The 21,106-nt window shown below is 74.8% G+C and carries 13 protein-coding genes; 4 read left to right on the top strand and 9 right to left on the bottom strand.

The window, feature by feature from the left end; all coding sequences use genetic code 11:
- Positions 1–155: 155 nt before the first annotated feature.
- A complete protein-coding gene (locus ACIQVI_RS17495; RefSeq protein WP_403596365.1) occupies positions 156–3,980 on the top strand; it encodes a multifunctional oxoglutarate decarboxylase/oxoglutarate dehydrogenase thiamine pyrophosphate-binding subunit/dihydrolipoyllysine-residue succinyltransferase subunit in 3,825 nt (1,274 codons plus the stop codon).
- Positions 3,981–4,072: 92 nt separating this feature from the next.
- Here the strand turns inward: ACIQVI_RS17495 and fxsT are convergent, their stop codons facing one another.
- The 7 genes from fxsT to ACIQVI_RS17460 all read right to left on the bottom strand — a co-directional run bounded on the left by fxsT (position 4,073) and on the right by ACIQVI_RS17460 (position 16,184).
- Entirely contained in the window at positions 4,073–7,096 is a 3,024-nt protein-coding gene (gene fxsT, locus ACIQVI_RS17490) for an FxSxx-COOH system tetratricopeptide repeat protein (RefSeq protein ID WP_403596362.1), read from the bottom strand.
- Between the two features lie 58 nt (positions 7,097–7,154).
- Entirely contained in the window at positions 7,155–8,429 is a 1,275-nt protein-coding gene (locus tag ACIQVI_RS17485; RefSeq protein ID WP_403596359.1) for an aKG-HExxH-type peptide beta-hydroxylase, read from the bottom strand.
- Between the two features lie 252 nt (positions 8,430–8,681).
- A complete protein-coding gene (locus tag ACIQVI_RS17480) occupies positions 8,682–9,008 on the bottom strand; it encodes a hypothetical protein (RefSeq protein WP_403596356.1) in 327 nt (108 codons plus the stop codon).
- A 128-nt stretch (positions 9,009–9,136) separates the two neighbouring features.
- Entirely contained in the window at positions 9,137–12,274 is a 3,138-nt protein-coding gene (locus tag ACIQVI_RS17475; RefSeq protein WP_403596353.1) for an SAV_2336 N-terminal domain-related protein, read from the bottom strand.
- A 7-nt stretch (positions 12,275–12,281) separates the two neighbouring features.
- Positions 12,282–13,298, bottom strand: a complete 1,017-nt coding sequence (locus ACIQVI_RS17470) for a MoxR family ATPase (RefSeq protein WP_121833910.1) — start codon at positions 13,296–13,298, stop codon at positions 12,282–12,284.
- Between the two features lie 121 nt (positions 13,299–13,419).
- Positions 13,420–15,465: a trypsin-like peptidase domain-containing protein gene (locus ACIQVI_RS17465; RefSeq protein ID WP_403596349.1), complete on the bottom strand. Its 2,046-nt coding sequence runs from the start codon at positions 15,463–15,465 to the stop codon at positions 13,420–13,422.
- Positions 15,462–16,184 (bottom strand): CU044_2847 family protein, encoded by a 723-nt coding sequence (locus ACIQVI_RS17460; protein ID WP_403596346.1) that lies wholly within the window; start codon positions 16,182–16,184, stop codon positions 15,462–15,464. The genes ACIQVI_RS17465 and ACIQVI_RS17460 overlap by 4 nt, the downstream gene beginning before the upstream one ends.
- A gap of 119 nt (positions 16,185–16,303) precedes the next feature.
- Here ACIQVI_RS17460 and ACIQVI_RS17455 point away from each other — a divergent pair, with 119 nt between their 5' ends.
- A complete protein-coding gene (locus ACIQVI_RS17455; protein WP_037674049.1) occupies positions 16,304–16,489 on the top strand; it encodes a DUF6104 family protein in 186 nt (61 codons plus the stop codon).
- Between the two features lie 63 nt (positions 16,490–16,552).
- Here the strand turns inward: ACIQVI_RS17455 and ACIQVI_RS17450 are convergent, their stop codons facing one another.
- The gene (locus ACIQVI_RS17450; RefSeq protein WP_351973687.1) at positions 16,553–17,368 is read right to left on the bottom strand and encodes a hypothetical protein; all 816 of its coding nucleotides are present in this window, start codon (positions 17,366–17,368) and stop codon (positions 16,553–16,555) included.
- 150 nt (positions 17,369–17,518) lie between these two features.
- Between ACIQVI_RS17450 and ACIQVI_RS17445 the strand changes: the two genes are divergently transcribed.
- A complete protein-coding gene (locus ACIQVI_RS17445; protein ID WP_121829585.1) occupies positions 17,519–18,394 on the top strand; it encodes a DUF4097 family beta strand repeat-containing protein in 876 nt (291 codons plus the stop codon).
- Between the two features lies 1 nt (position 18,395).
- The gene (locus ACIQVI_RS17440; RefSeq protein ID WP_403596341.1) at positions 18,396–19,298 is read left to right on the top strand and encodes a helix-turn-helix transcriptional regulator; all 903 of its coding nucleotides are present in this window, start codon (positions 18,396–18,398) and stop codon (positions 19,296–19,298) included.
- Between the two features lie 287 nt (positions 19,299–19,585).
- Here ACIQVI_RS17440 and ACIQVI_RS17435 read toward each other — a convergent pair whose 3' ends face one another.
- Positions 19,586–20,992 (bottom strand): cellulase family glycosylhydrolase, encoded by a 1,407-nt coding sequence (locus ACIQVI_RS17435; RefSeq protein ID WP_403596338.1) that lies wholly within the window; start codon positions 20,990–20,992, stop codon positions 19,586–19,588.
- Positions 20,993–21,106 lie beyond the last annotated feature (114 nt).

The raw sequence follows: 21,106 nt of genomic DNA, 5'->3' as shown, positions 1-21,106 counted from the left end.
CACGCTTGTTTCCCGCCATTCACGGCTCCGAAACACCCCGTCAAGTGTGACTTGCGCGACGTTGGAGTGCCCGGCCTGCACCTCCCGGCCGGACAGGCGTAGCCTTTATTTCCGCTGTCCATCACCTTGTGAAGCGGAAGAGGGCGGTTGCCGCCGTGTCGTCTCAGTCCCCCAGTACCCCGAGCTCCCCGACCGACCAAGACGGGCAGGGCCAGAACCCTGCGACCGCCTTCGGTGCCAATGAGTGGCTCGTCGACGAGATCTACCAGCAGTACCTCCAGGACCCGAATTCGGTCGATCGTGCCTGGTGGGACTTCTTCGCCGACTACAAGCCCGGAGCGTCGGAGACCCCGGCCGCCCCGGCGCCCACCCAGAGCACGCCGAGCGCCCCCGCCGCGCCGCAGACGGGCCCCGCACAGGCCGCGCCTGCCGCTCCGGCCTCCGTGCCCGCCCCTGCTCCGGCTCCCGCCGCACAGAAGCCGGCCGCGGCTCCCGCCGCCCCGGCCGCGGTGAAGGCGGCCCCCGCGGCCGCCAAGCCGGCCGCCGCCCAGGCCGCTCCGGCCGCCGCGAAGCCCGCCGCCAAGGCCGCCCCGGCGACCGAGGCCCCGGCCGGTCCCGAGCTGATCACGCTGCGCGGCCCCGCCGCCGCGGTCGCGAAGAACATGAACGCCTCCCTGGAGGTGCCGACGGCCACGTCCGTCCGCGCCGTCCCGGTGAAGCTGCTCTTCGACAACCGGATCGTGATCAACAACCACCTGAAGCGCGCCCGGGGCGGGAAGATCTCCTTCACGCACCTCATCGGCTACGCGATGGTGCAGGCGATCAAGGCCATGCCGTCCATGAACAACTCCTTCGCGGAGAAGGACGGCAAGCCGACCCTGGTCAAGCCGGAGCACGTGAACTTCGGCCTCGCGATCGACCTGGTGAAGCCCAACGGCGACCGCCAGCTCGTCGTCGCGGGCATCAAGAAGGCCGAGACGCTCAACTTCTTCGAGTTCTGGCAGGCGTACGAGGACATCGTCAAGCGCGCCCGCGTGGGCAAGCTGACGATGGAGGACTTCTCCGGCGTCACCGTCTCCCTGACCAACCCCGGCGGCCTCGGCACGGTCCACTCCGTGCCGCGTCTGATGCCCGGGCAGTCGGTCATCATGGGCGTCGGCTCGATGGACTACCCGGCCGAGTTCCAGGGCACCTCCCAGGACACCCTGAACAAGCTGGGCATCTCCAAGGTCATGACTCTGACCTCGACGTACGACCACCGCGTGATCCAGGGCGCCGCCTCCGGCGAGTTCCTGCGGATCGTCGCGAACCTCCTCCTCGGCGAGGAGGGCTTCTACGACGAGATCTTCAAGGCCCTGCGCATCCCCTACGAGCCGGTCCGCTGGCTCCGTGACATCGACGCCTCCCACGACGACGACGTCACCAAGGCCGCGCGCGTCTTCGAGCTGATCCACTCCTACCGGGTCCGCGGCCACGTCATGGCCGACACCGACCCGCTGGAGTACAAGCAGCGCAAGCACCCCGACCTGGACATCACCGAGCACGGCCTCACCCTGTGGGACCTGGAGCGCGAGTTCGCGGTCGGCGGCTTCGCCGGCAAGTCGATGATGAAGCTCCGCGACATCCTCGGCGTGCTGCGCGACTCGTACTGCCGCACCACCGGCGTCGAGTTCATGCACATCCAGGACCCGAAGCAGCGCAAGTGGATCCAGGACCGCGTCGAGCGCCCGCACTCCCGCGTGGAGCGCGAGGAGCAGCTGCGGATCCTGCGCCGGCTGAACGCCGCCGAGGCCTTCGAGACCTTCCTGCAGACGAAGTACGTCGGCCAGAAGCGCTTCTCCCTGGAGGGCGGCGAGTCCGTCATCCCGCTGCTCGACGCGGTCATCGACTCGGCCGCCGAGTCGCGCCTCGACGAGGTCGTCATCGGCATGGCCCACCGCGGCCGGCTGAACGTCCTGGCGAACATCGTCGGCAAGTCGTACGCGCAGATCTTCCGCGAGTTCGAGGGCAACCTCGACCCGAAGTCGATGCACGGCTCCGGTGACGTCAAGTACCACCTGGGCGCCGAGGGCACCTTCACGGGCCTGGACGGCGAGCAGATCAAGGTCTCCCTGGTCGCCAACCCCTCGCACCTGGAGGCGGTCGACCCGGTCCTGGAGGGTGTCGTCCGCGCCAAGCAGGACGTCATCAACAAGGGCGGCACGGACTTCACCGTCCTGCCGATCGCCCTCCACGGCGACGCGGCCTTCGCCGGCCAGGGCGTCGTCGCCGAGACGCTGAACATGTCGCAGCTGCGGGGCTACCGCACCGGCGGCACGGTCCACATCGTCATCAACAACCAGGTCGGCTTCACCGCCGCCCCGGAGTCCTCGCGTTCCTCGATGTACGCGACCGACGTGGCCCGCATGATCGAGGCGCCGATCTTCCACGTGAACGGCGACGACCCGGAGGCCGTGGTCCGCGTCGCGCGGCTCGCCTTCGAGTTCCGCCAGACGTTCAACAAGGACGTCGTGATCGACCTCATCTGCTACCGCCGCCGCGGTCACAACGAGGGCGACAACCCCTCGTTCACCAACCCGCAGATGTACAACCTGATCGACAAGAAGCGTTCGGTGCGCAAGCTGTACACCGAGTCGCTCATCGGTCGCGGCGACATCACCCTGGAAGAGGCGGAGCAGTCGCTCCAGGACTTCCAGGGCCAGCTGGAGAAGGTGTTCGCGGAGGTCCGCGAGGCCACCACGGCCGCCCCGTCCTCGGTGCACGTCCCGGACGCCCAGGCCGAGTTCCCGGTCTCCGTCACCACCGCGGTCTCCCAGGAGGTCGTGAAGCGGATCGCCGAGTCCCAGGTGAACGTCCCGGACCGGATCACCGTCCACCCGCGCCTGCTGCCGCAGATGCAGCGCCGCGCCGCGTCCATCGACGACGGCACCATCGACTGGGGCTTCGGCGAGACCCTCGCCATCGGCTCCCTGCTGATGGAGGGCACCCCGGTCCGGCTCTCCGGCCAGGACTCCCGCCGCGGCACCTTCGGCCAGCGCCACGCGGTCCTGGTGGACCAGGAGACCGGCGAGGACTACACCCCGCTGCTCTACCTGGCCGAGGACCAGGCCCACTACAACGTCTACGACTCGCTGCTCAGCGAGTACGCGGCGATGGGCTTCGAGTACGGCTACTCGCTGGCCCGCCCGGACGCCCTGGTCGTCTGGGAGGCCCAGTTCGGCGACTTCGTCAACGGCGCGCAGACCGTCGTCGACGAGTTCATCTCCTCCGCCGAGCAGAAGTGGGGCCAGACCTCCGGCGTCACGCTGCTCCTGCCGCACGGCTACGAGGGCCAGGGCCCGGACCACTCGTCCGCGCGCCCGGAGCGCTTCCTCCAGATGTGCGCCCAGGACAACATGACGGTCGCCATGCCGACGCTGCCGTCGAACTACTTCCACCTGCTGCGCTGGCAGGTCCACAACCCGCACCACAAGCCGCTCATCGTCTTCACCCCGAAGTCGATGCTGCGCCTGAAGGCGGCGGCGTCCACGGTGGAGGAGTTCACCACCGGCGGCTTCCGCCCGGTGATCGGCGACGCGACAGTCGACCCGGCCAACGTCCGCAAGGTCGTCTTCTGCGCCGGCAAGGTCTACTACGACCTGGAGGCCGAGCGCCAGAAGCGCGGTGACACGGAGACCGCGATCATCCGTCTGGAGCGCCTGTACCCGCTGCCGGGTGCCGAGCTCCAGGCCGAGATCGCCAAGTACCCGAACGCCGCGAAGTACATCTGGGCGCAGGAGGAGCCGGCGAACCAGGGTGCCTGGCCGTTCATCGCGCTCAACCTGATCGACCACCTGGACCTGGCGGTCGGCGCGGACATCCCGGCGGGCGAGCGCCTGCGCCGGATCTCGCGTCCGCACTCCTCCTCCCCGGCGGTCGGCTCGGCCAAGCGCCACCAGGCGGAGCAGCAGCAGCTGGTCAACGAGGTCTTCGACGCCTGACCCCGTACCGCTCGCGCGTGACGGCGGAGGCCCGGCACCCCCGAGGGGGTGCCGGGCCTCCGGCGTTTCCTCCGCCGGTCCTCGTGGGGTCCTCAGCCGAGGTAGGCCTCGAAGTCCCAGTAGGGGCGGTTGCGCTGGCGGGCGGAGAGGGTGTGCGGGTGCTGCGCGCCGAGGGTCCTGGTGAGGGCCAGGAGGCCGTCCTCCTCGACCTTCCCCGCCTCCTCGACCTCGCGGACCCCCCGGAGGTCGGCCGCGAGGGCGATCCGGCAGGAGAGGGTCAGCGGGTGCTCGTCGCCGAGGACCCGGCGGGCGCGGCGGAGCGTCTCCCGGCTCAGCTCGACGGCGTCGCCGACGCGCCCGTTGAAGTTGCGGGCGGCGGCGGCGTTGAGCGCGCAGCCCAGGACCCAGGGGTGGTCGGGGCCGAGGGTGGCGGTGAAGCCGCCGAGGGCGGACTCCAGGAGGGCGAGGGCGCCGGAGCGGTCGCCCGCGGCCTGCAGGACGAGGCCGGTGTTGGCGACCATGCCGGTGGCGACGGGGTGGGCGGGGCCGAGGATCGAGCGGAATCCGGCCTCCGCCTCGGCGGTCAGCTCGCGGGCGTGGTCGAGGTCCCCGTGTTCGCGCAGGTAGTTGGCGTAGTTGTTGATGAAGGTGAGCGTCGTGTGGTGCTCCCGGCCGTGCACCTGCTCGATCTGTTCGAGGAGGCCCGCCATCTGCGCCCCGATGTCCTGCTGGGCGCCTCCCTCGCGGCGGCGGCAGAGCGCGAGCTGGGCGCGGGCCGAGAGGGTCTGCGGGTGCTGCGGTCCGAGGACCTGGACGTGCAGCCGGACACTGGCCTCCTGACGCACGAGGGCGTCGCGGTAGCGGCCGAGGAGGCGCAGGTCGTGGGCGAGGGCGCTGCCCGAGTTGAGGGTGTTGGCGTGGCGGGCGCGCAGGACGGTCTCGCGGCGGGCGAGGTTCTCGGCGTCGAGGTCGTACGCCTCCTGGTAGCGGCCGAGGAGGCGGAGGCTGACGCCGAGGTTGTGGCGGGCGAGGAGGGTCATGAACTCGTTCTCGCCCAGGATCCGCTGGGACTCGTCGAGGAGGCGGCGCTGGAGCTCCTCGGCCTCGGTGTACTGGCCGAGGTAGCGGAGGTTGCTCGCGGCGGCGCTGTGGGCGATGAGTTCGGCGTGCTCGTTGCGCGGGGTCTGCGCGCGGAGCCGTTCGAGGGCGGACGAGTCGAGGACGTGGGCCTCGCGGAACCGGCCGGCGGCGCGCAGGATGTTGCCCTCCTGGCTGGTGAGGGTGAGCATCGGCGGGGCCACCGGGTCCATGAATCCGCTCCAGCTGAGCCGGATCCGCTCGGCGAGCCGGATGCCCGCCTTGAACTCGCCGCTGCGGTAGCAGTAGCGCAGGCAGTTGAGGACGGCGTTCTGGATGCGGGGGCCGCGGCTCTCCAGGGCGCCCGAGGGTTCGAGGTGCGGCAGGAGTTCGGCGTAGCGGGGCCAGTTGCGGCTGTCCATGGGGTTGCCGGGGTCGGCCTCGGCGAGCAGGGTGCGGACGGCCTTGCGGTGGGCGGCGCGGTGGGTGCCGTCGGTGAGCCGGGAGACGATGTCGTGCACCAGGCGGTGCATGTGGACGGACTCCTGGTGCGGTCCCATGTCGGTGCTGACGGGGCCTCGGGTCTCCCGGGTGAGGACGGAGTAGTTGACCAGGGTGTCGAGGGCCCGGGTCCAGGCCGGCAGGTCGTTGACCATCCAGTGGAGGTCCTCGGGCAGTTCGGCCTGCGGATAGGCGCGCACGAGGCCGAGGGGGATGCGGCCGGGGGCGAAGGAGGCGCAGAAGCTGAGGATCTCGACGGCCTGCGGCTGGGCGCGGCGGAGCCGGTTGATCAGTATCGACCAGGAGGTGAGGGAGGCGTTGGGCATCCCCTCGCCGCCGGTGGGGTCGTCAACGGTGGAGAGGCGGCCCTCGCGGACCATGCGGAGGTACTCGGGCGCCTCCATGCCGGACTCGCCGAGCCAGGCGGCGGCCTGGACGAGGGGCAGGGGGACGTCGCCGAACTCGTGGGCGACCTCGTCGGCCTCGGCGGCGGTGATGTGCGGGGCCCGGCGCATGAGGTAGCCGGTGGACTCGGCGCGGGCGAAGCCGCCGACCTCCAGGAGGTCGGTGTGTTCGCCCCAGAGGCGGTTGCGGGAGGTGATCAGGACGTGGCCGGGGCCGTGCGGGAGCATGACGCCGACGTCCCTGATGTCGTCCCAGCCGTCGAAGACGATCAGCCAGCGGCTGTGCGGGTCGCCGCGGCGCAGGGCGTCGCGGACCGCGCGGATGCGTTCGCCGGGCTCGTTGCCGACGGGGAGGCCCAGTTCGACGGCGAGTTCGCCGAAGCGGTCGCGCTGGACGTTGCGGTCGTCGGAGCTGACCCACCAGACGGCGTCGTAGTCGGGGCTGAAGCGGTGGGCGTACTCGGCGGCGATCTGGGTCTTGCCGATGCCGGACATGCCGAGGAGGGTGCAGGCCGCGTTGCCGCGTTCGGCGTCCATGAGCCGTTCCTGCAGTGCGGTCAGGAGGTCGTCGCGGCCGGTGAACCGGGGGTTGCGGCGCGGGACCTCGCCCCAGACCTCGGGCGGGGTGTCGGGGTAGCGGGCGAGGGCGCCGGGCGGGATGCGGCGGCCGGCGGAGCGGCGGGGTTCGATGCCGAGGCGGCCGAGGAGGCGGGCCTCCGCCTCTTCCTCGCCGACGCCCCACAGGCCGGCCGGTTCCAGGACGGCGGTGGCCGGGAGCAGGGGCCGGTTGGTGAGGTTGACGGCGGCGAAGCGGTCGGCGTGGGCGGCGACGAAGCCGCGCAGGACGTCGTTCCACTCCCCGGCGGGGCGGGGGCCGAGCTCGAAGAACCAGTCGTTGAGGACGAGGAGGACCTGGCCGCGGGCGAGCAGCAGGTCGCCGAGGGAGTCCTCCAGGGGGACCTCGCGGGGCGGGTCCCAGCGGTGCGGGGTGGCGCGGACCCCGTGCAGGTCGAGGCGCTGGCTGATCCAGGTGGCCCAGGGCCGGTGGTATCCGGGGAACACCACCAGGACGTGTTCGGGTGCCGTGCTTCCGCGCGGGGTTCCGCCCCCGGTCGGCCGCGCCTGTTCCGCCATGTGTACCTCTCCCTGTCCGCTCGCACGCCACGCGGTGTCGTCACGCGCGTGCCTAGTGTCACCGAAGTGCTCGGGGCGTGGCGCCAAGACGCGCGTGGTGCTGCTGCATGTGGCGGGCGAACTCCCTTCCCGCGTTGGTCAGTTCATCGGATTCAAGCAGGACCGAGAGGGCCCGGCCCACCTGATGGTGGAATCTTTCGAACTGCTGCCCGGCCCTCGTGCGCCAGGGGGCGGGCAGTCCGGTCGAGCGGGCCGCGCGCCGCCACAGGTCGGTGAGGGCGAGATGGGCGTAGGCGCCCTGGAGGACCCCGGCGATCGGGCGGGCGTCGGTGCGCCAGCCGACCCGGTGCACGGTGGCCGGTCCGGCGGTGTGGAGCGGTACGAGTTCGTGGACGGCGGCCAGTTTGGTGTGCTGGGTCTCGTGGACGAGGACCTCGGCCATCTCGCGGGGTCCTTCGGGCAGCGCGGCGAGGACGGCGCCGGGGGCGGCGCGGAGGGTGGCCCCGAAGGGTCCGGTCCCCTTCTCGGCGTGGGCGACCGGCACCAGGACCCGGACGAGGCTCCGGACCTCCCCGGCGCGGCCGGGGTCGGTGGCGTCGAGGAGGCGGAGGGCCGCCCTCCACTGCCCGGCCCAGACGGCCCGCCCGGCGGGTCCGGCCTCCACGCCGGTACGGGGCGGGTTGCCGATGCCGCCGCGCGGCACCCGGTAGGGGTCGAGGTCGTCGAGGACGGCGGTCCCGCCGGGGAGCCGGAGCACGGGGCTCCAGCCGGATCCGGCGGGGCTCCCGGAGCGGGGGTCGCGCGGGAGCAGGACGGTCCGGTCGGGTCCGGCGCCCTCGGGGGTGAGCCGCGCGTGGCGGCCGGTGGTCCGCACGGCGACCCGGTCCGCCCCGGTCAGCAGCCTTCCGAGGCCGGTGAGGGGCAGGGTGCCGTGCGGGGTCGCCACGGTGAGGTCCAGGGCGCAGCCCGCGCGCAGCGCGGCGGTGAGGGCGAGGGCGTCGAAGTGGGCGAGCCGCGCGTCGAGTTCCGGGCCGGGCGGCGCGGTGAGCGCGGCGGCGAGCCAGCCGCCGGTGGTGGGGTAGTCGAGGAGGTCGCGGACGGCGGACGGGGCGCGCCGCTCCGCCCGTTCGAGCAGGTCCCAGGCGACCTCGAACCGGCCACCCACGCCGCCGCCGAGCTCCGCGCGGTGCCGGTGGACCCGGACGAGCAGCGCCTTGAGCAGAACGAGCCGGCGCGCGTGCAGCGCGGAACGGAGCAGAACGGCGCCGTCCCGCGTGGGCCGGGTCCGCGCGAACAGCCCGAGCAGGGCGGCGGAGGGGGGAGCGTGGGTCACCGCCGCCTCCTCGGGGGGTGGGGCGGGGTTTTCGGGGCGGTGGGGGAATTCGGGGGGCCTGAGGTCTCCGGGGCGTCCGGGGTCTCCGGGGCCCTTGGCGTCCTCAGTACATCCGGGGCTTCCGGTGCGTCCGGGGTGCCCGGAGTCCCCGGCACCTCCAGCGCCCCTGGCTCCCTCAGGGCCTCCAGCATCCTCGGCGCCCCCGGTAACCACCCAGCCGTCCGGCGGGTGCCGGTGCCGGTGCCGGTCAGGTCACTCGGCGCCCTCGTCGGAGAACCACGACTCGCCCAGTTCCGCCGCGCGTCCGAGGACGCGGTCGACCTCGGCCACGAGCGCGGGGTCGTCCAGGACGCGCAGGGTGCGCAGGTCGACGGCGGCGAGATCGGGCAGCCGCGCGGGGCGATCGGGCAGCCGCGCGGGGCGGTCGGGCAGGCGCGTCGCGCGGTCGGGCGAGGGCGGCAGTACGCGGTCGGGCCGGTGTGCGGCGCCGTCCGGCAGGCGTACGGGACGGTCCGGCAGGTGTGCCGTGCGGTCGGCGTCCCGGCCGGCACCACTCGTCCACCCCGTGTGCTCGAACACCCTCGGCTCCTCCTCACCGGCGCCCGTCCCCCGCAGTCGTAGCGGCGGAGCGGTTCTTCCCGACGCCGGGAAGACGGAAACACGTTCGACTCAACTGCGCTCATGTGCGCCCCCCGTCGTCACGCCGCTCACCCGAACGAATCGGCCAAGGTCCACCAGGGGGGCGCGATGCCCCGCCGCTCCCGCTCGTCCGGCCGTACGGCCGGGTTGTCGTACGCGGCCTCCGCCGTCCCGAGCAGCGCCCTGGTCCGCTCCACGTCGGCCCGGTCCACCTCCGCCGGTCCGCCCGTGAGCCGCCGCCAGCGCTCGGCGGCGGCGCGCAGCGCGGTCCCGGCCCGGCCGGGGCGCCCCATCAGGAGCAGGACGGCCCCCTGGCCGTGCAGGGCGCGGGCGGCGGTGACCGAGCCCGGGTCGTCGCCGTGGGCGGCGCGGGCGTCCTCCTCGGCGTTGCGGTAGGCGGTGAGCGCGGCGCCGATCAGGCCGTCCCTGGCCACTTCGGACAGCTCCAGGCGCACCCGGGCCAGTTGCAGCCACGCCTCGGCCCGCGCGCCCGGCTCCTCGGTGCCGCGGACGGCCTGTTCCAGGAGGTGGCGGCTCTCGAAGAGGTCGGGCAGGAACCCGGCGCGGTGGAAGCGGAGCGCGAGCACGCTGCCGATCAGGGTCCGGGCCCCGGCCCGTTCGGGCGCGTCGGCGGGCAGCCGGGTGAGGGCCTCGCGCAGGACCCCTTCGGCCCGGTCGACGGGGGCCGTGCCGGTGCCGGCGGCGGCGCGGCGCAGCAGGGAGCCGCCCCAGGCGAGCAGGGTCCGGCCGCGCTGTCCGCTGTCGGCGGGGGCGAGGAGGGTGGCCTCCTCGTAGGCCGCGTCGGCGGCGGCCCCGTCACCGGCCGCGTCGTACAGCCGGGCGCGGGCCGTGGTGTGGCGGAGCCGCAGGGCGCGGCCGTCGCCGAGGAGCGGCGCGGCGCGGTCGAGGACGGGGGCGATCCGGTCGGGTCCGGCTCCGGCGAGGCGCAGGGCGTCGGCGAGGTCGAGGAGGACGGGGGCGCTCTCCCGGAGGCCGAGGGCGGCGGTGAGTTCCCCGGCGGCCGCCGCGCCGTCGCCCCGGGCCAGGAGCAGGCGGCCCCGGCGCAGGTGGAGGGTGTGGCGGGTGGTCTCGGGCCAGTGCTCCGGGGGTCCGGCGAGGGCGTCGAGGGCGGCGTCGAGGTGGCCGGGGTCGTCGGTGTCGCGCCACAGGGAGTGGTGGACGACGGCGAGTTCCAGCCGTGCCTCGGCCCACGCCTCGTCGCCGGTCCCGGCCAGTTCCCCGGCCCGTACGAGGGTGTCGGCGGCCCGGGCGAGGAGTTCCGCGCGCCGGTCGGAGCGCCGGGCGGCCGCGGTGCCGGCCTCGGCGTGGAGGGCGCGGGCGAGGACGATCCGGGCCTCGACGGGTTCGGCCGGGAGGGCGGCCTCGGCGCGTTCGCGGGCACCGGCGAGGAGGGCGGGGTCGGACTGGCCCCGGCCCTGGGCGAGGAGGCGGCGGGCCTCGGTGAGCGGGTCGGGGGTGACGAGGTCGGGGTGGTAGAAGCGGAGCACGCGCGCGGGGATGCGGGCGAAGAGCTCGGTCTCGGCGCTGTCGGGCCCGAGGGGTTCGTCGGTCGCGTCGGGCGGCGCGGCGCTCCCGGACTCCGGTTCGTCCCCGGCCTCCGCGCCGGCCAGGCGGGCGGCGGCGAGCGCCGGGAAGTTGCGCATCCCCTGGCCGAAATTGCGCTCCACGTAGGCGGAGCAGTGTTTGAGGACGAGGGCGGCGGCGCTGGGGTCGAGCGAGCCGAGGAAGTGCTGCTGGACGCCCGGCGGATAGCTGAAGCAGGGGTACGGGGTGGGGCCGGGGAGGCGCCGCAGGAGTCCGCTGAGCAGGACCTCGGCCAGCTCCATGGGGCCGGTGTCGGGCAGCATCGCGCGCTGGACGAGCTGCATGACGGGGAGGGTCAGGGGCGCGGCGGCGAGGTGGACGGCGAGCCGGAGGGCACCGGGCGAGGCGCCCGCCCGGAAGGCGCGGAGGAGTTCCTCGTCGGCGCGCGGGGCGCGGGGCGCCCGGGGGGCGTGCGGGGCGGCGGGTCCGGCCGGTCCGGGGGCGAGCCGGGCGGCCCAGCCGCGGACGGCGTCGCCGCCGTGGCCGGTGTGGAGGCGGACCCAGGAGGCGAAGGCCTCGGGGGTCGGGGTGAGGACGGGGACGGCCCGGCGGCCGGGCACGAGGGGGCCCCAGGGCTCGTCGTCGGAGCGGAAGGAGGTGTGCCCGCCGGGGGTCGCGGAGCGCTGGAAGGTGCCGGGTTCGGCGGGGAGCGCGGTCCGGGGCCAGAGGCGCGGCGGCAGGGGCTGGACGAGGGCGAGCGGGGCGCGGCCGGGCCACTGGAGCAGGAAGCGCTGGGCGGCGCCGCGCTGCCAGAGGGGTCCGACGCAGTCGCTGACGACGAGGGTGAGCCGGCGGCCCGTGGGGTCGTGGAGCTGGTCGACGGGGCGCAGCCGGGGCCGGCCGTCGGCGCCGGAGGTGGTGGTGACGAGCGGGGGCCCGTCGCCGGTGTCGTACAGGCGGTGCACCTGGACGTCCCGGAAGGCGCCGGACTGCTGGCAGGCCTGGCGGAGTTCCTCGACCATCCGGCTCCAGACGCCCATGGCGGGGCCGGTGTCCATGAGGAGCTGGATGTCGGGGCGGTGGCCGGCGGCGGGGCGCAGGACGGGGGTGAGGATGCCGGCGGCGGCGCTGCGCTCGGCGGTGGCCTCCTCGTCGAGGACGCCCTCGCCGGGCCGGGGCGGGGCGGGGGCGTAGTTCCGCAGGGGGCGGAGGGCCTTCTGGAGGCCGAGGAGGCCGGGCAGGGCGTTGGCGCCGGGGGCGCGGACGGGCAGCCCCGCGCCCCGCTCCGTGCGTCCCGCGCCGCCGCGCGCGCCGGGGGCTCCGGCGCGCATGTGGAGGGAGACGGACTCCCGGGCGGCCCCGGCCGGACCCGCGCCCGCGTCGCCGTCCTCCCGTACCCCCCCGTCCCCGCCCCGTAAGGAACCGCCCGGGTCCTGATCCTGACTCTGGTCCTGCTCCCGGTCCGCTTCCCGGTCGTCGGCACCGTCCCCGGGGGTCCCGGGGAGCGGGCCGGTGCCCGGGGGTCCGGTCTCCGGTTCGGGCCCGGGGAGCCAGCGGGCCAGCCAGAGGGCGTCCGCGAGGTCCTCGGCGGTCGGGTCCTGGCCGCCGGCCCTCAGTCTGCGGGCGAGCTCCTCCAGGTGCGGCCGGTCCGGCCGGTGCATCCGGTCCTCACCTCGGCTGGTCGAGCGGTTGCATGAGCATGTCCGCGATGCGCTCCCTGGTGACCCGCTCGGCGCGGGAGGCGTGCTGGGTCAGGTAGAGGGCGTTGAGGAGCTGGTCGGTGGCGATCACCTCGCCGGGTTCGCGGTTCAGGAACCGCTGGACGAGGTCCCGTTCGCCCTCGCCGGTCGCGGCGTCGGCCCCGAGGTGGGCCTCGATCATGGCGCCGAGCTGCTCCTCGCCGGGCGGTTCGAGCTCCAGGCGGATGCAGCGGCGCAACAGGGCGGCGGGAAAGTCCCGTTCGCCGTTGGAGGTGAGGACGATGAAGGGGAAGGTGGTGCAGCGGACCCGGCCGCCGAAGATCCGCACCTTGCGCCCGTCGTCGCTCAGGACCTCCACGACGGGCTCCCGGTCGGCGAGCCGCTCCAGCTCGGGGATGGCGAACTCGCCCTCCTCCAGGGCGTTCAGGAGGTCGTTCGGCAGGTCGAGGTCGCTCTTGTCGAGTTCGTCGATGAGCAGCACGCGGGGCTGCTCGGAGGGGAGCAGCGCGGTGCCGAGCGGTCCGAGCCGGATGTACGAGCCGATGCCGGCCGGGGTCGCGGCGGCGGAGCCGGTCGAGTCGGGCCGGGCGCGCTCCAGTTGGACGTCCTGGAGCCGTCCGATGGCGTCGTACCGGTAGAGGCCGTCCTGGAGGGTGGTGCGGCTGACGACGGGCCAGCGCAGCACGCGCCCGAGGCCCAGTTCGTGGGCGACGGCGTGGGCGAGGGTGGACTTGCCGGTGCCGGGGTTCCCGGTGACGAGCAGTGGGCGCCGCAGGTACAGGGCGGCGTTGACGGCGTCGGTCTCGGCGGGCCTGGGGTGGTGGTTCTGGACGAGCCGGCGGCGGACGCCGAGCCTCCGGCCGGAGCCCGCCAGGGTGTCGTCCGCGCCGCCGGCCGAAAAGTCGCGCCAGGGCGGCGGGGCGGGCAGCCGCCGTATCTCGTCGTGCGGGAGACCGGCACCACGGTAGATCCGCCAATCGTTCACGAGGGACTCCTCCTGGCTGTGGTGTCGGTGCCGGGCCCGTCGAAAATACCGCCCGGGGGCGGGGGCCGCCGATGCCCGTTCCGGCCGGATCGGGGTGCCGTCGTCCCGGTGGCCGCCGCGGTCACTGCTCCCCCTCCCCGAGCAGGGGCGGGGCCTCCAGGCGCCCGCCGTGCGGGGGCCGGTCGGGCGGGTCGAGGAGTACGGCGATGGTCTCGGCCCAGCCGTAGGCGGCCCGCGCCTCGGGGCCGGCCGCCCGGTCGGGGGCGCGGGTGCGCAGGGAGCGGACCGGGCCGCGCACGCCCCAGGCGGTGGCGGCGTCCGCGAGCAGCCGGTCGGCCCGCTCGTGGAACTCGGCGCAGTCGGTGTGGTCGTGGGCGCCGGTCCGCCAGAGGGCCAGGGGGTGGCCGGCGGCGAGGGCGGCGTTCATCGCCATGAGCCCGTCGCCGCTGCCGACCGGGCCGCAGTAGACGGGGACGGTGCCGCCCTCGGCGTCGCGCAGCCGGTCGTACGCCTCCGCCCAGGTCTCCCGGCGCACGCGCGCGGTGTGGGCGCCGGGGCCCGCGCCCGGCACCTCGGCGCGCAGCGGGGCGGCGCGCAGCGGTCCGCGCTCCCCCGCCTCCCAGCGCTCGCGCCATTCGGGGGCCGGTTCGCGGTCGTGGCGGCGGGCGTCGCGGATGACGACGATCCGGCGCTGGCCGAGGGTGGCGGCCCAGGTGTCCTCGGGTCCCTGGGGCGGTTCGAGCCGCCAGGTGTCGAGAGGTTCGTCGAAGAGTTCGCGGGGCAGCACGGCCTCCACGGCGGCCAGGTGCGGTCCGCTGTCGCCGCGCCGGAGGGCGTCCGCGAGCGGTTCGCGCAGGGTCTCCCGGAGCCGGGCCCGCTCGACCCCCCGGTCGTCGCAGTGGAGCGGGCTGACCGTGTGCCCGTCGAGGAGGAGCTTGACCCGCCAGGGGTAGCGCCGGTCGTAGCGGGGGGTGTCGATCTCCAGGAGGACGTCGGCACGCGCGCGGGGTTCGCGCACGGAGAGGGGCGCGGCCCGGCCGGGGCCGACCAGCCGGTCGATCGCGCGCCTCAGGTGGCGGTCGGCGTCGCCCGACTCGTCGACGATCCAGCGGGTGAGGGCGGCGGTGTCGGCCCGCTCGCCGTACCGCCCGGAGACGTGCCGGACGACGTGGGCGGCGTACAGCAGGACGGCGTCGAGGTCGAGGTCGCGGACGCCGTCCCGGCGGGGCGCGCGCAGGCCGCGCAGGAGTCCGGCGCCCTCGCTCCAGGTGCGCGGGTCGTCCTCCAGGGCGTCCGGCAGGTCGTCGTCCCTGATCCAGGCCTTGACCTGGTCGATGAGGTCCATGACCTCGCCGGGGGCGGTGGGCGCGGGGAGTTCGGCGAAGTGCCCGTACAGCTGGGTGCGCAGGCCGGGGCTGACGCCGTGGGAGGCGGGCAGCAGCCGCTGGGCGCGGGTCCAGTCGGGCCGGTCGTCGAGGGAGCGGTAGCGGGCGAGGTGGTGGCGGTCGTGGGCGCGCAGCGCCTCGCCCATCGCGCCGCCGCCGGGGAGGTCGTGGAGCCGGCGCAGGGCGGTGACGGGGACGACGGCCCCGCCGTCGCGTCCGCGTCCCTTGTTGAGGCCGACGACGGCCCCTTGGGCGAGGTCGACGACGGGGCCGCCGGAGCAGCCCTCGACGGGCATGACCCAGTCGGTGATCAGGGCCTGTCCGTCGCTGCCGATCAGCTGCCCCTGGACGTGCCGGACGCCGAGTTCGCCGGTCTCGCGGGACCAGCCGTGCAGGCCGACGGCGGTCGGCGGGACGGGCGGGCGCTCGCCGAGGCGCACGCAGGACGCCTGCTGGGTGCCGGGCACGCGCAGGAGCGCGACGTCGGGGAAGGCCCACCGGTCGGGCGGGTCCTCGGGCCGCTCGGGGCGGGGCAGGGCGAGCACGACGGTGCCGGTGGCCTCGCGGGTGGTCTTGCCGTCCTCCCAGGTGACGCCGACGACCGGCTCGCTCCTCCACACCGCGCTTCCCCCCTCGGCCACGACATGGGCGCAGGTCAGCACCCAGCCGGGGGCGATGAAGAAGCCGGTGCCCCAGTACCGGTCGCCGTGCGGGTCATACCCGCTGCCGGGAGCGGCGATGCGTACCAGTGCGGGGCGCACGAGAGCGTCGAAGGCGCTCATGCGGCTCCGTCGTCCGCCACGCGCGCGTGCGGACCGCTCCCGGGCGGCGGCGCGGCCCCCTCCGGGAGCGGGGCGCGCGCCGGCGGGACGGTGGGCGCGGGGGGTACGGGGGGCGAGGCGGGGACCGGGGGCACGACGGGCGGCCGGTACGCGGGGGCGGGGGCGGGCGCGGTGCTCGCGGCGGAGGCCGGGCCCGGGGTGGCGGCGGTAGTGCCCGGCACGGGGGTGGCGCCAGGAGTAGCGGCCGCGCCGGAAGTCGAGTCCGCGCCAGGAGTCGTGGCCGTACCGGAAGTCGAGCCCACGTTGGGAGTCGGAGCCGCGCCGGGAGCCGGAGCCACGTCAGGAGTCGGGGCCGCTTCAAGGCCGGTGGTCTCGTCCGGCGCGGGCCGGGGGCCCGGTTCGGTCCAGGTGAGGGAGACGTTCACGGAGGCCGTGCCCGACCCGTCCGCGAGGACGCCGATCACCTTGCCGGACTGCGCCGTCAGTTCGATGCCGAAGCTGACGGCGACCTCGACGGGTCCCTGGGGGTCGAGCCCGGCGCGCAGCGAGCCGACCACCCCGCGCACGACGTCCGTGAGTCCCCCGGCCATGGAGACCACCCGGTCCCTGACGCCGGTGTCCTGGAACCCGCCGCCCCCGCCGAGTTCCTCCGCGTCCCCGACCCGCGCCCACACGGGCGTGCCGTCGTCCAGCCGAATCCGAGCGATCCCCTGCGCCACAGCGGCCCCCGCTCCCCGAAGCGTTGTTGGATCCAGAAGGCTAATCGGTGGGACTGACGGGCGACAGGGGACGGGAGGAGACGGCGGGGCACGCCGGGGACACGGCCTATCCTGATCGCATGTACTTCACCGACCGTGGCATCGAGGAACTGGAGAAGCGGCGAGGCGAGGAGGAGGTCACCTTCGAGTGGCTCGCCGAGCAGCTGCGGACGTTCGTCGACCTCAACCCCGACTTCGAGGTGCCGGTCGAGCGCCTCGCGACCTGGCTGGCCCGTCTGGACGACGAGGACGACGACGAGGAGTAGGACGCGGGCGTACGCGCGCCGCCCCCGGGCGTACGGTCGCCGCTCACGGCTCCCGGCCCGCGGTCACCGCTCCCGCAGCCGGTCGTAGGCGAGTCCGAGCGCGCCGTGCGCGACGAGCAGGGCCCCGGCCGTCGCCCAGCCGCCGCTGCGCCGGCCGGCGCCCCAGAGCAGCAGCGGCACCCCCGCCAGGAGCTGCGCCCCGCCCAGCACGCGCGCCCTGGGGCCGCGCAGGTACGGGCCGAGGGGCCCTTCCTCCACCACGTCGAGTTCGGCGCGGACCGCGTCCCTCCAGGCGGCTCCTTCGATCGGTTCGGCGCCCTGGGCGAGGGCGACGGAGCGGAGCCGGTCGGCGTTGTCGCCGGGGGCGAGGCCGGTGGGCAGCGCGAGCCCGGCGCGGGCGAGGACCGCGACGACCCCGACGAGCCGGCTGTGCGCGTCGGCCTCCGGGTCGGGCCCGGTGAGGGGTTCGAGGGCCTGCACGTCGAGGACGGGGTCGAGGGCGAGCCGGGCGGCGAAGGTGCGCATGGCCTCGTCCTCGCCGACGGGGGTGCCGTCCGCGAGCCAGGTGTAGCCGACCGTGCGGCGGAAGCCCGCCGCGAGGGTGAGCCCGGCCCGGTCGCGGTCCCACCACAGCGCGACGACGGGCCAGGTGGCGGCCGGGACGGCGAGGGCGGTGGCCCAGCCGGTGACGACCTGTTCGACGGACTCCCCGCCGTGGAGCCAGGGCTTCCCCTCCGGTACGAGCACGCTCCAGCCGGTGCCGGCGGGGGCGAGGAGCAGGTGTTCCCCGAGCAGCCGGGCCGGCGGCCGGACCGCCGGGGGCTCGGCGCGGCAGAGCAGCAGCGCCCCGACGGGGTTCGGTCCGGATGTCGCGTTCATGCCCCTACGCTAGGGCAATTTGTCCACACAAGGGGGTGATTGCCCCCCCTTGCCTCAGGGACGAGTCAGGGTTGACTTCACCGAACCGCGATATATCGTGTTGTTCGAGAGACGCGATATGTTGCGTTGCCGATACGGGAGGTCAGCACCATGACAGAGTGGTCCGTCACCGAGCCGACGAAGCTCGCGCCGGCCGACCCCGTGACGCGCCTGCGGATCCGCGTCGTCAACGGCACGGTGAACGTGGTGGGGACGGACGAGAGTTCCGCCCGCGTGGAGATCTCCGAGATCGACGGCCCGCCGCTGGTCGTCTCGCAGGACGGCTCCACCCTGACAGTGGGGTACGAGGACCTCCAGTGGAAGAGCGTCCTCAAGTGGTTCGACCGCAAGGAGTACCGGCGCCGGGCCGTCGTCTCCGTCGCCGTCCCCGCGGGTGCCGACGTCGAGGTCGGCGTGGTCGGCGCCGAGGCCGTCGTCTCCGGCGTCAGAGGGCGTACGGAGGTGCGCGGCGTCAGCGGCGACACCACCCTGCTCGGGCTCTCCGGCCCGGTCCGCGCCGAGAGCGTCTCGGGAAACCTGGAGGCCCAGTCGGTCACGGGCGCCCTGCGGGCCAACTCCGTGACCGGGGACGTGACGGTGATCGAGGGCGCCGGCGGCTCGGTGCGGGCCGAGACGGTCAGCGGCGACATGGTCGTCGACCTGGACCCGGCCGGGCTCGACGGCCCGCCCGCCGACATCCGGCTCACCAGCGTCTCCGGCGAGGTCGCCATCCGGCTCCCGCACCCGGCCGACGCCCGGGTCGAGGCGAGCACCACGAGCGGCTCCGTGTCGAACGCCTTCGAGGACCTCCGGGTGGGGGGCCAGTGGGGCACCAAGACCGTCACCGGCACCCTCGGTTCGGGCCGGGGCACGCTCAAGGCCACCACCGTCTCCGGCTCCATCGCCCTGCTCCGCCGCCCCGAGGCGGACGAGGACACCGGCGCCGGCCCCTCCTCCGCCCCCTCCGCGACCGGAAAGGTGCTCTGACATGCCGCCCGTCTTCGCCCATGGCCGCCTGCGCCTCTATCTGCTCAAGCTGCTCGACGAGGCCCCGCGCCACGGCTACGAGGTGATCAGACTCCTGGAGGAGCGCTTCCAGGGCCTCTACGCGCCCTCCGCCGGGACGGTCTACCCCCGTCTGGCCAAGCTGGAGGCCGAGGGGCTCGTCACCCACGCCAGCGAGGGCGGCCGGAAGGTGTACTCGATCACCGACGCGGGCCGCGCCGAGCTGGACGGGCGCGGGGCCGAGCTGGACGACCTGGAGCGGGAGATCCGCGAGTCGGTGTCGGAGCTGGCGGCGGAGATCCGCGACGACGTGCGCGGCGCGGCCGGCCGGGTCCGCAGCGAGATGCGCGCGGCGGCGGGCCGGACGCGGACGGCGGAGCCCTCCTCGTTCGCCGACGCCAAGGAGGAGCTGCGCCGGGTCGGACAGGAGTGGAAGCAGCAGGCCCGCGAGGCCCGCGAGGAGGCCCGGTCCGCGCGCCGCCAGGCGAAGGAGTTCCAGCGGATCGCCCAGCAGGTGCAGGAGGAGGTCCAGGACCGCTTCTCGCGCGGCGACTGGCCCAAGGGCGTCTGGGAGGGGATCTCCGGCATCACGGCCCAGCTCGGGGACCTGGTGACGGGCACGACCCATCCGAAGGCCGCCGGCGCCGACCGGGAGCCGCCGTTCACGGCGCCCCCGGCCGAGGCGCCGGAGTGGGCGCGGGACGTGGAGGGTTCGGGCGACCCGGCCCGCGACCTCGACCGGCTCCTCGACCGCTTCCGCGACGAGATCCGGGACGCGGCCCGCGACCACGGGGTGACCCCGGAACAGCTCGCCGAGACCCGCCGACACCTCTCGACGGCGGCCCACCACGTCACGAACCTGCTGCACCCGGAACGGAAGGCGTGAGGGGACGGGGGCCTAACGGCCTGTAGGGGCCGCCCTGTACGGGCTCGGGCCCCTTGGGCCCATACGGGCTCAGGGCTTTCCGGCCCGCACGGGCTCAGGACCTTCCGGGCCCGTACGGGCCCAGAGCCCTCGGGCCCGTACGGGCTCAGGGCCCTCGGCCAACGGCCCAGCTCGTGCGGGCAGGTGCCCGGCGCCCGTACGGGCCGGGGCGGCCGGCTCCCCGCTGACACCGGGGTCCTGCCCGGCGCCCGCCGCCCCACCCCCCTCCGCGCCCGCCTCCCCCGGCGTCAGCCGCGGGTGGCCGTGACCGTGACGCGGGTGTCCGGGGCCGCGAGGATCCAGGTCCTGCCGCGGTCCTTGCGGAGGACGAGGGCCGCGCCGCGGGCCGTCACCCGCCAGTCGCCGGGCGGCAGGGAGAGCTCGGTGACCCGGGAGCCGCGGCGCCCGGCGGCGTCGTACGTGAGGCGGTAGACCCCGGCCCCCGGGTCGTACGTCGTGGAGCGGACCCGGCCCGCGACCGCCTCCGCGTACGGCTCGGCGGTCAGCTCCTTGTTGGCGCGGAAGGTCCCGGTGCCGTCGACCGCGCAGTAGCCGCCGCCGTAGCACCAGACGTAGCCCGCCCAGCCGGAGCCGTAGCGGCCGAGGGAGGACATCGCGTCGCGGTAGAAGCGGTTCATGTTCGGCAGGGAGTTGTTGAGCGGCCCCCACTCCCCCACCACCACGGGCACCTTGTACTGCTCGGGGTAGCGGGTGACGGCCCGCTCGTAGCTCTCGATCCAGCCGGCGGCGGGGTCGTAGTCGGCGCCCGCCTCCATGGCGGTGTTGTAGAAGTGCGGGGCGTAGACGACCTTCGGGTCGTCGATCCGCCCGAGTCCGGTGGGCACCCCCTCCCCCACGATGGGGGTCGGCTCGACGAAGATCCAGGCGTCCCGGTCGACCGAGCGGACCGCGTCGGCGAGCCGGTTGTAGAGCGGGGTGAGCTGGTCCCGTTCGATGCGCCGGGCCGCCGTCGCCAGGTCCTCGCCCTCCCGGACCTCCCCCATCGGCTCGTTGATCAGGTCGTAGCCGAGGACGGCCGGATGGTCGTCGAAGCGGTCGGCGAGCACCCGCCACATGCGGGCCTGGGCGCGCCTCAGGTCCTCGTCCTCGTACAGATGGGTGAAGGCCCGCTGGACGGCGGGCTCGAAGTACTCGGAGAACCAGTCGTCCGGGCGCGGGGTGAAGGGCAGCCCGTCGGTCCTGGTCGCCCACTCGGGGATGCCCCGGTGGCCGAACGCGGGCCCGAAGACGTCCTGATGGGCGTCGAGGAGGACCTTGACGTCGTGCTTCTCGGCCCAGTCCAGAATCCGTTCGATCTTCCGCAGATAGGTCTGGCTGTACCGTCCGGGCCGGGGCTCCAGGTCGTCCCAGAAGACCAGGAGGCGGGCGAAGTTGAAGCCCTTGGCCCGCATGTCGCGGAAGTGCTTCTCGGTGACGGCGGAGAGGGCGGCGTCGCCCCGGTTCGCCTTGTCCTCGACGTTCCAGCCGCGCAGGGTGAGGACGCGGCCGTGCTCGTCGGTGAGGGCGGGGATGCCACCGCCCGCATGGAGTCCCACGGCCCCGGCGCGGGGCTCCGCGCGGGCGGCGGTCGGGGCGAGCAGCGCGGCGGCGAGGGCGCTCACGAGCAGAGTGGTTCGCCAGGTGGTTCGCGGCATGGAGGACCTCCGGCACGACGGTGTGTTCGGGGTGCGCGTGCCGGAGATCCCATCAGCATTACTGACGAGTCATCAAGGGGTCGTCGGAAGATCCGTCGTCGGAGGACCCCCGGG

This window comes from Streptomyces sp. NPDC098101 (assembly GCF_044760185.1).
GTDB lineage: Bacteria > Actinomycetota > Actinomycetes > Streptomycetales > Streptomycetaceae > Streptomyces.
This window is presented reverse-complemented; position numbering and strand designations above follow the sequence as displayed.

What these genes read in the sequence shown, in the direction of transcription:
- fxsT (WP_403596362.1), bottom strand. Translation starts at nt 7,096, where the DNA reads ATGGCGGAACAGGCGCGGCCGACCGGGGGCGGAACCCCGCGCGGAAGC.
- ACIQVI_RS17475 (WP_403596353.1), bottom strand. Translation starts at nt 12,274, where the DNA reads ATGCACCGGCCGGACCGGCCGCACCTGGAGGAGCTCGCCCGCAGACTG.
- ACIQVI_RS17465 (WP_403596349.1), bottom strand. Translation starts at nt 15,465, where the DNA reads ATGAGCGCCTTCGACGCTCTCGTGCGCCCCGCACTGGTACGCATCGCC.
- ACIQVI_RS17455 (WP_037674049.1), top strand. Translation starts at nt 16,304, where the DNA reads ATGTACTTCACCGACCGTGGCATCGAGGAACTGGAGAAGCGGCGAGGC.
- ACIQVI_RS17450 (WP_351973687.1), bottom strand. Translation starts at nt 17,368, where the DNA reads ATGAACGCGACATCCGGACCGAACCCCGTCGGGGCGCTGCTGCTCTGC.
- ACIQVI_RS17445 (WP_121829585.1), top strand. Translation starts at nt 17,519, where the DNA reads ATGACAGAGTGGTCCGTCACCGAGCCGACGAAGCTCGCGCCGGCCGAC.
- ACIQVI_RS17440 (WP_403596341.1), top strand. Translation starts at nt 18,396, where the DNA reads ATGCCGCCCGTCTTCGCCCATGGCCGCCTGCGCCTCTATCTGCTCAAG.
- ACIQVI_RS17435 (WP_403596338.1), bottom strand. Translation starts at nt 20,992, where the DNA reads ATGCCGCGAACCACCTGGCGAACCACTCTGCTCGTGAGCGCCCTCGCC.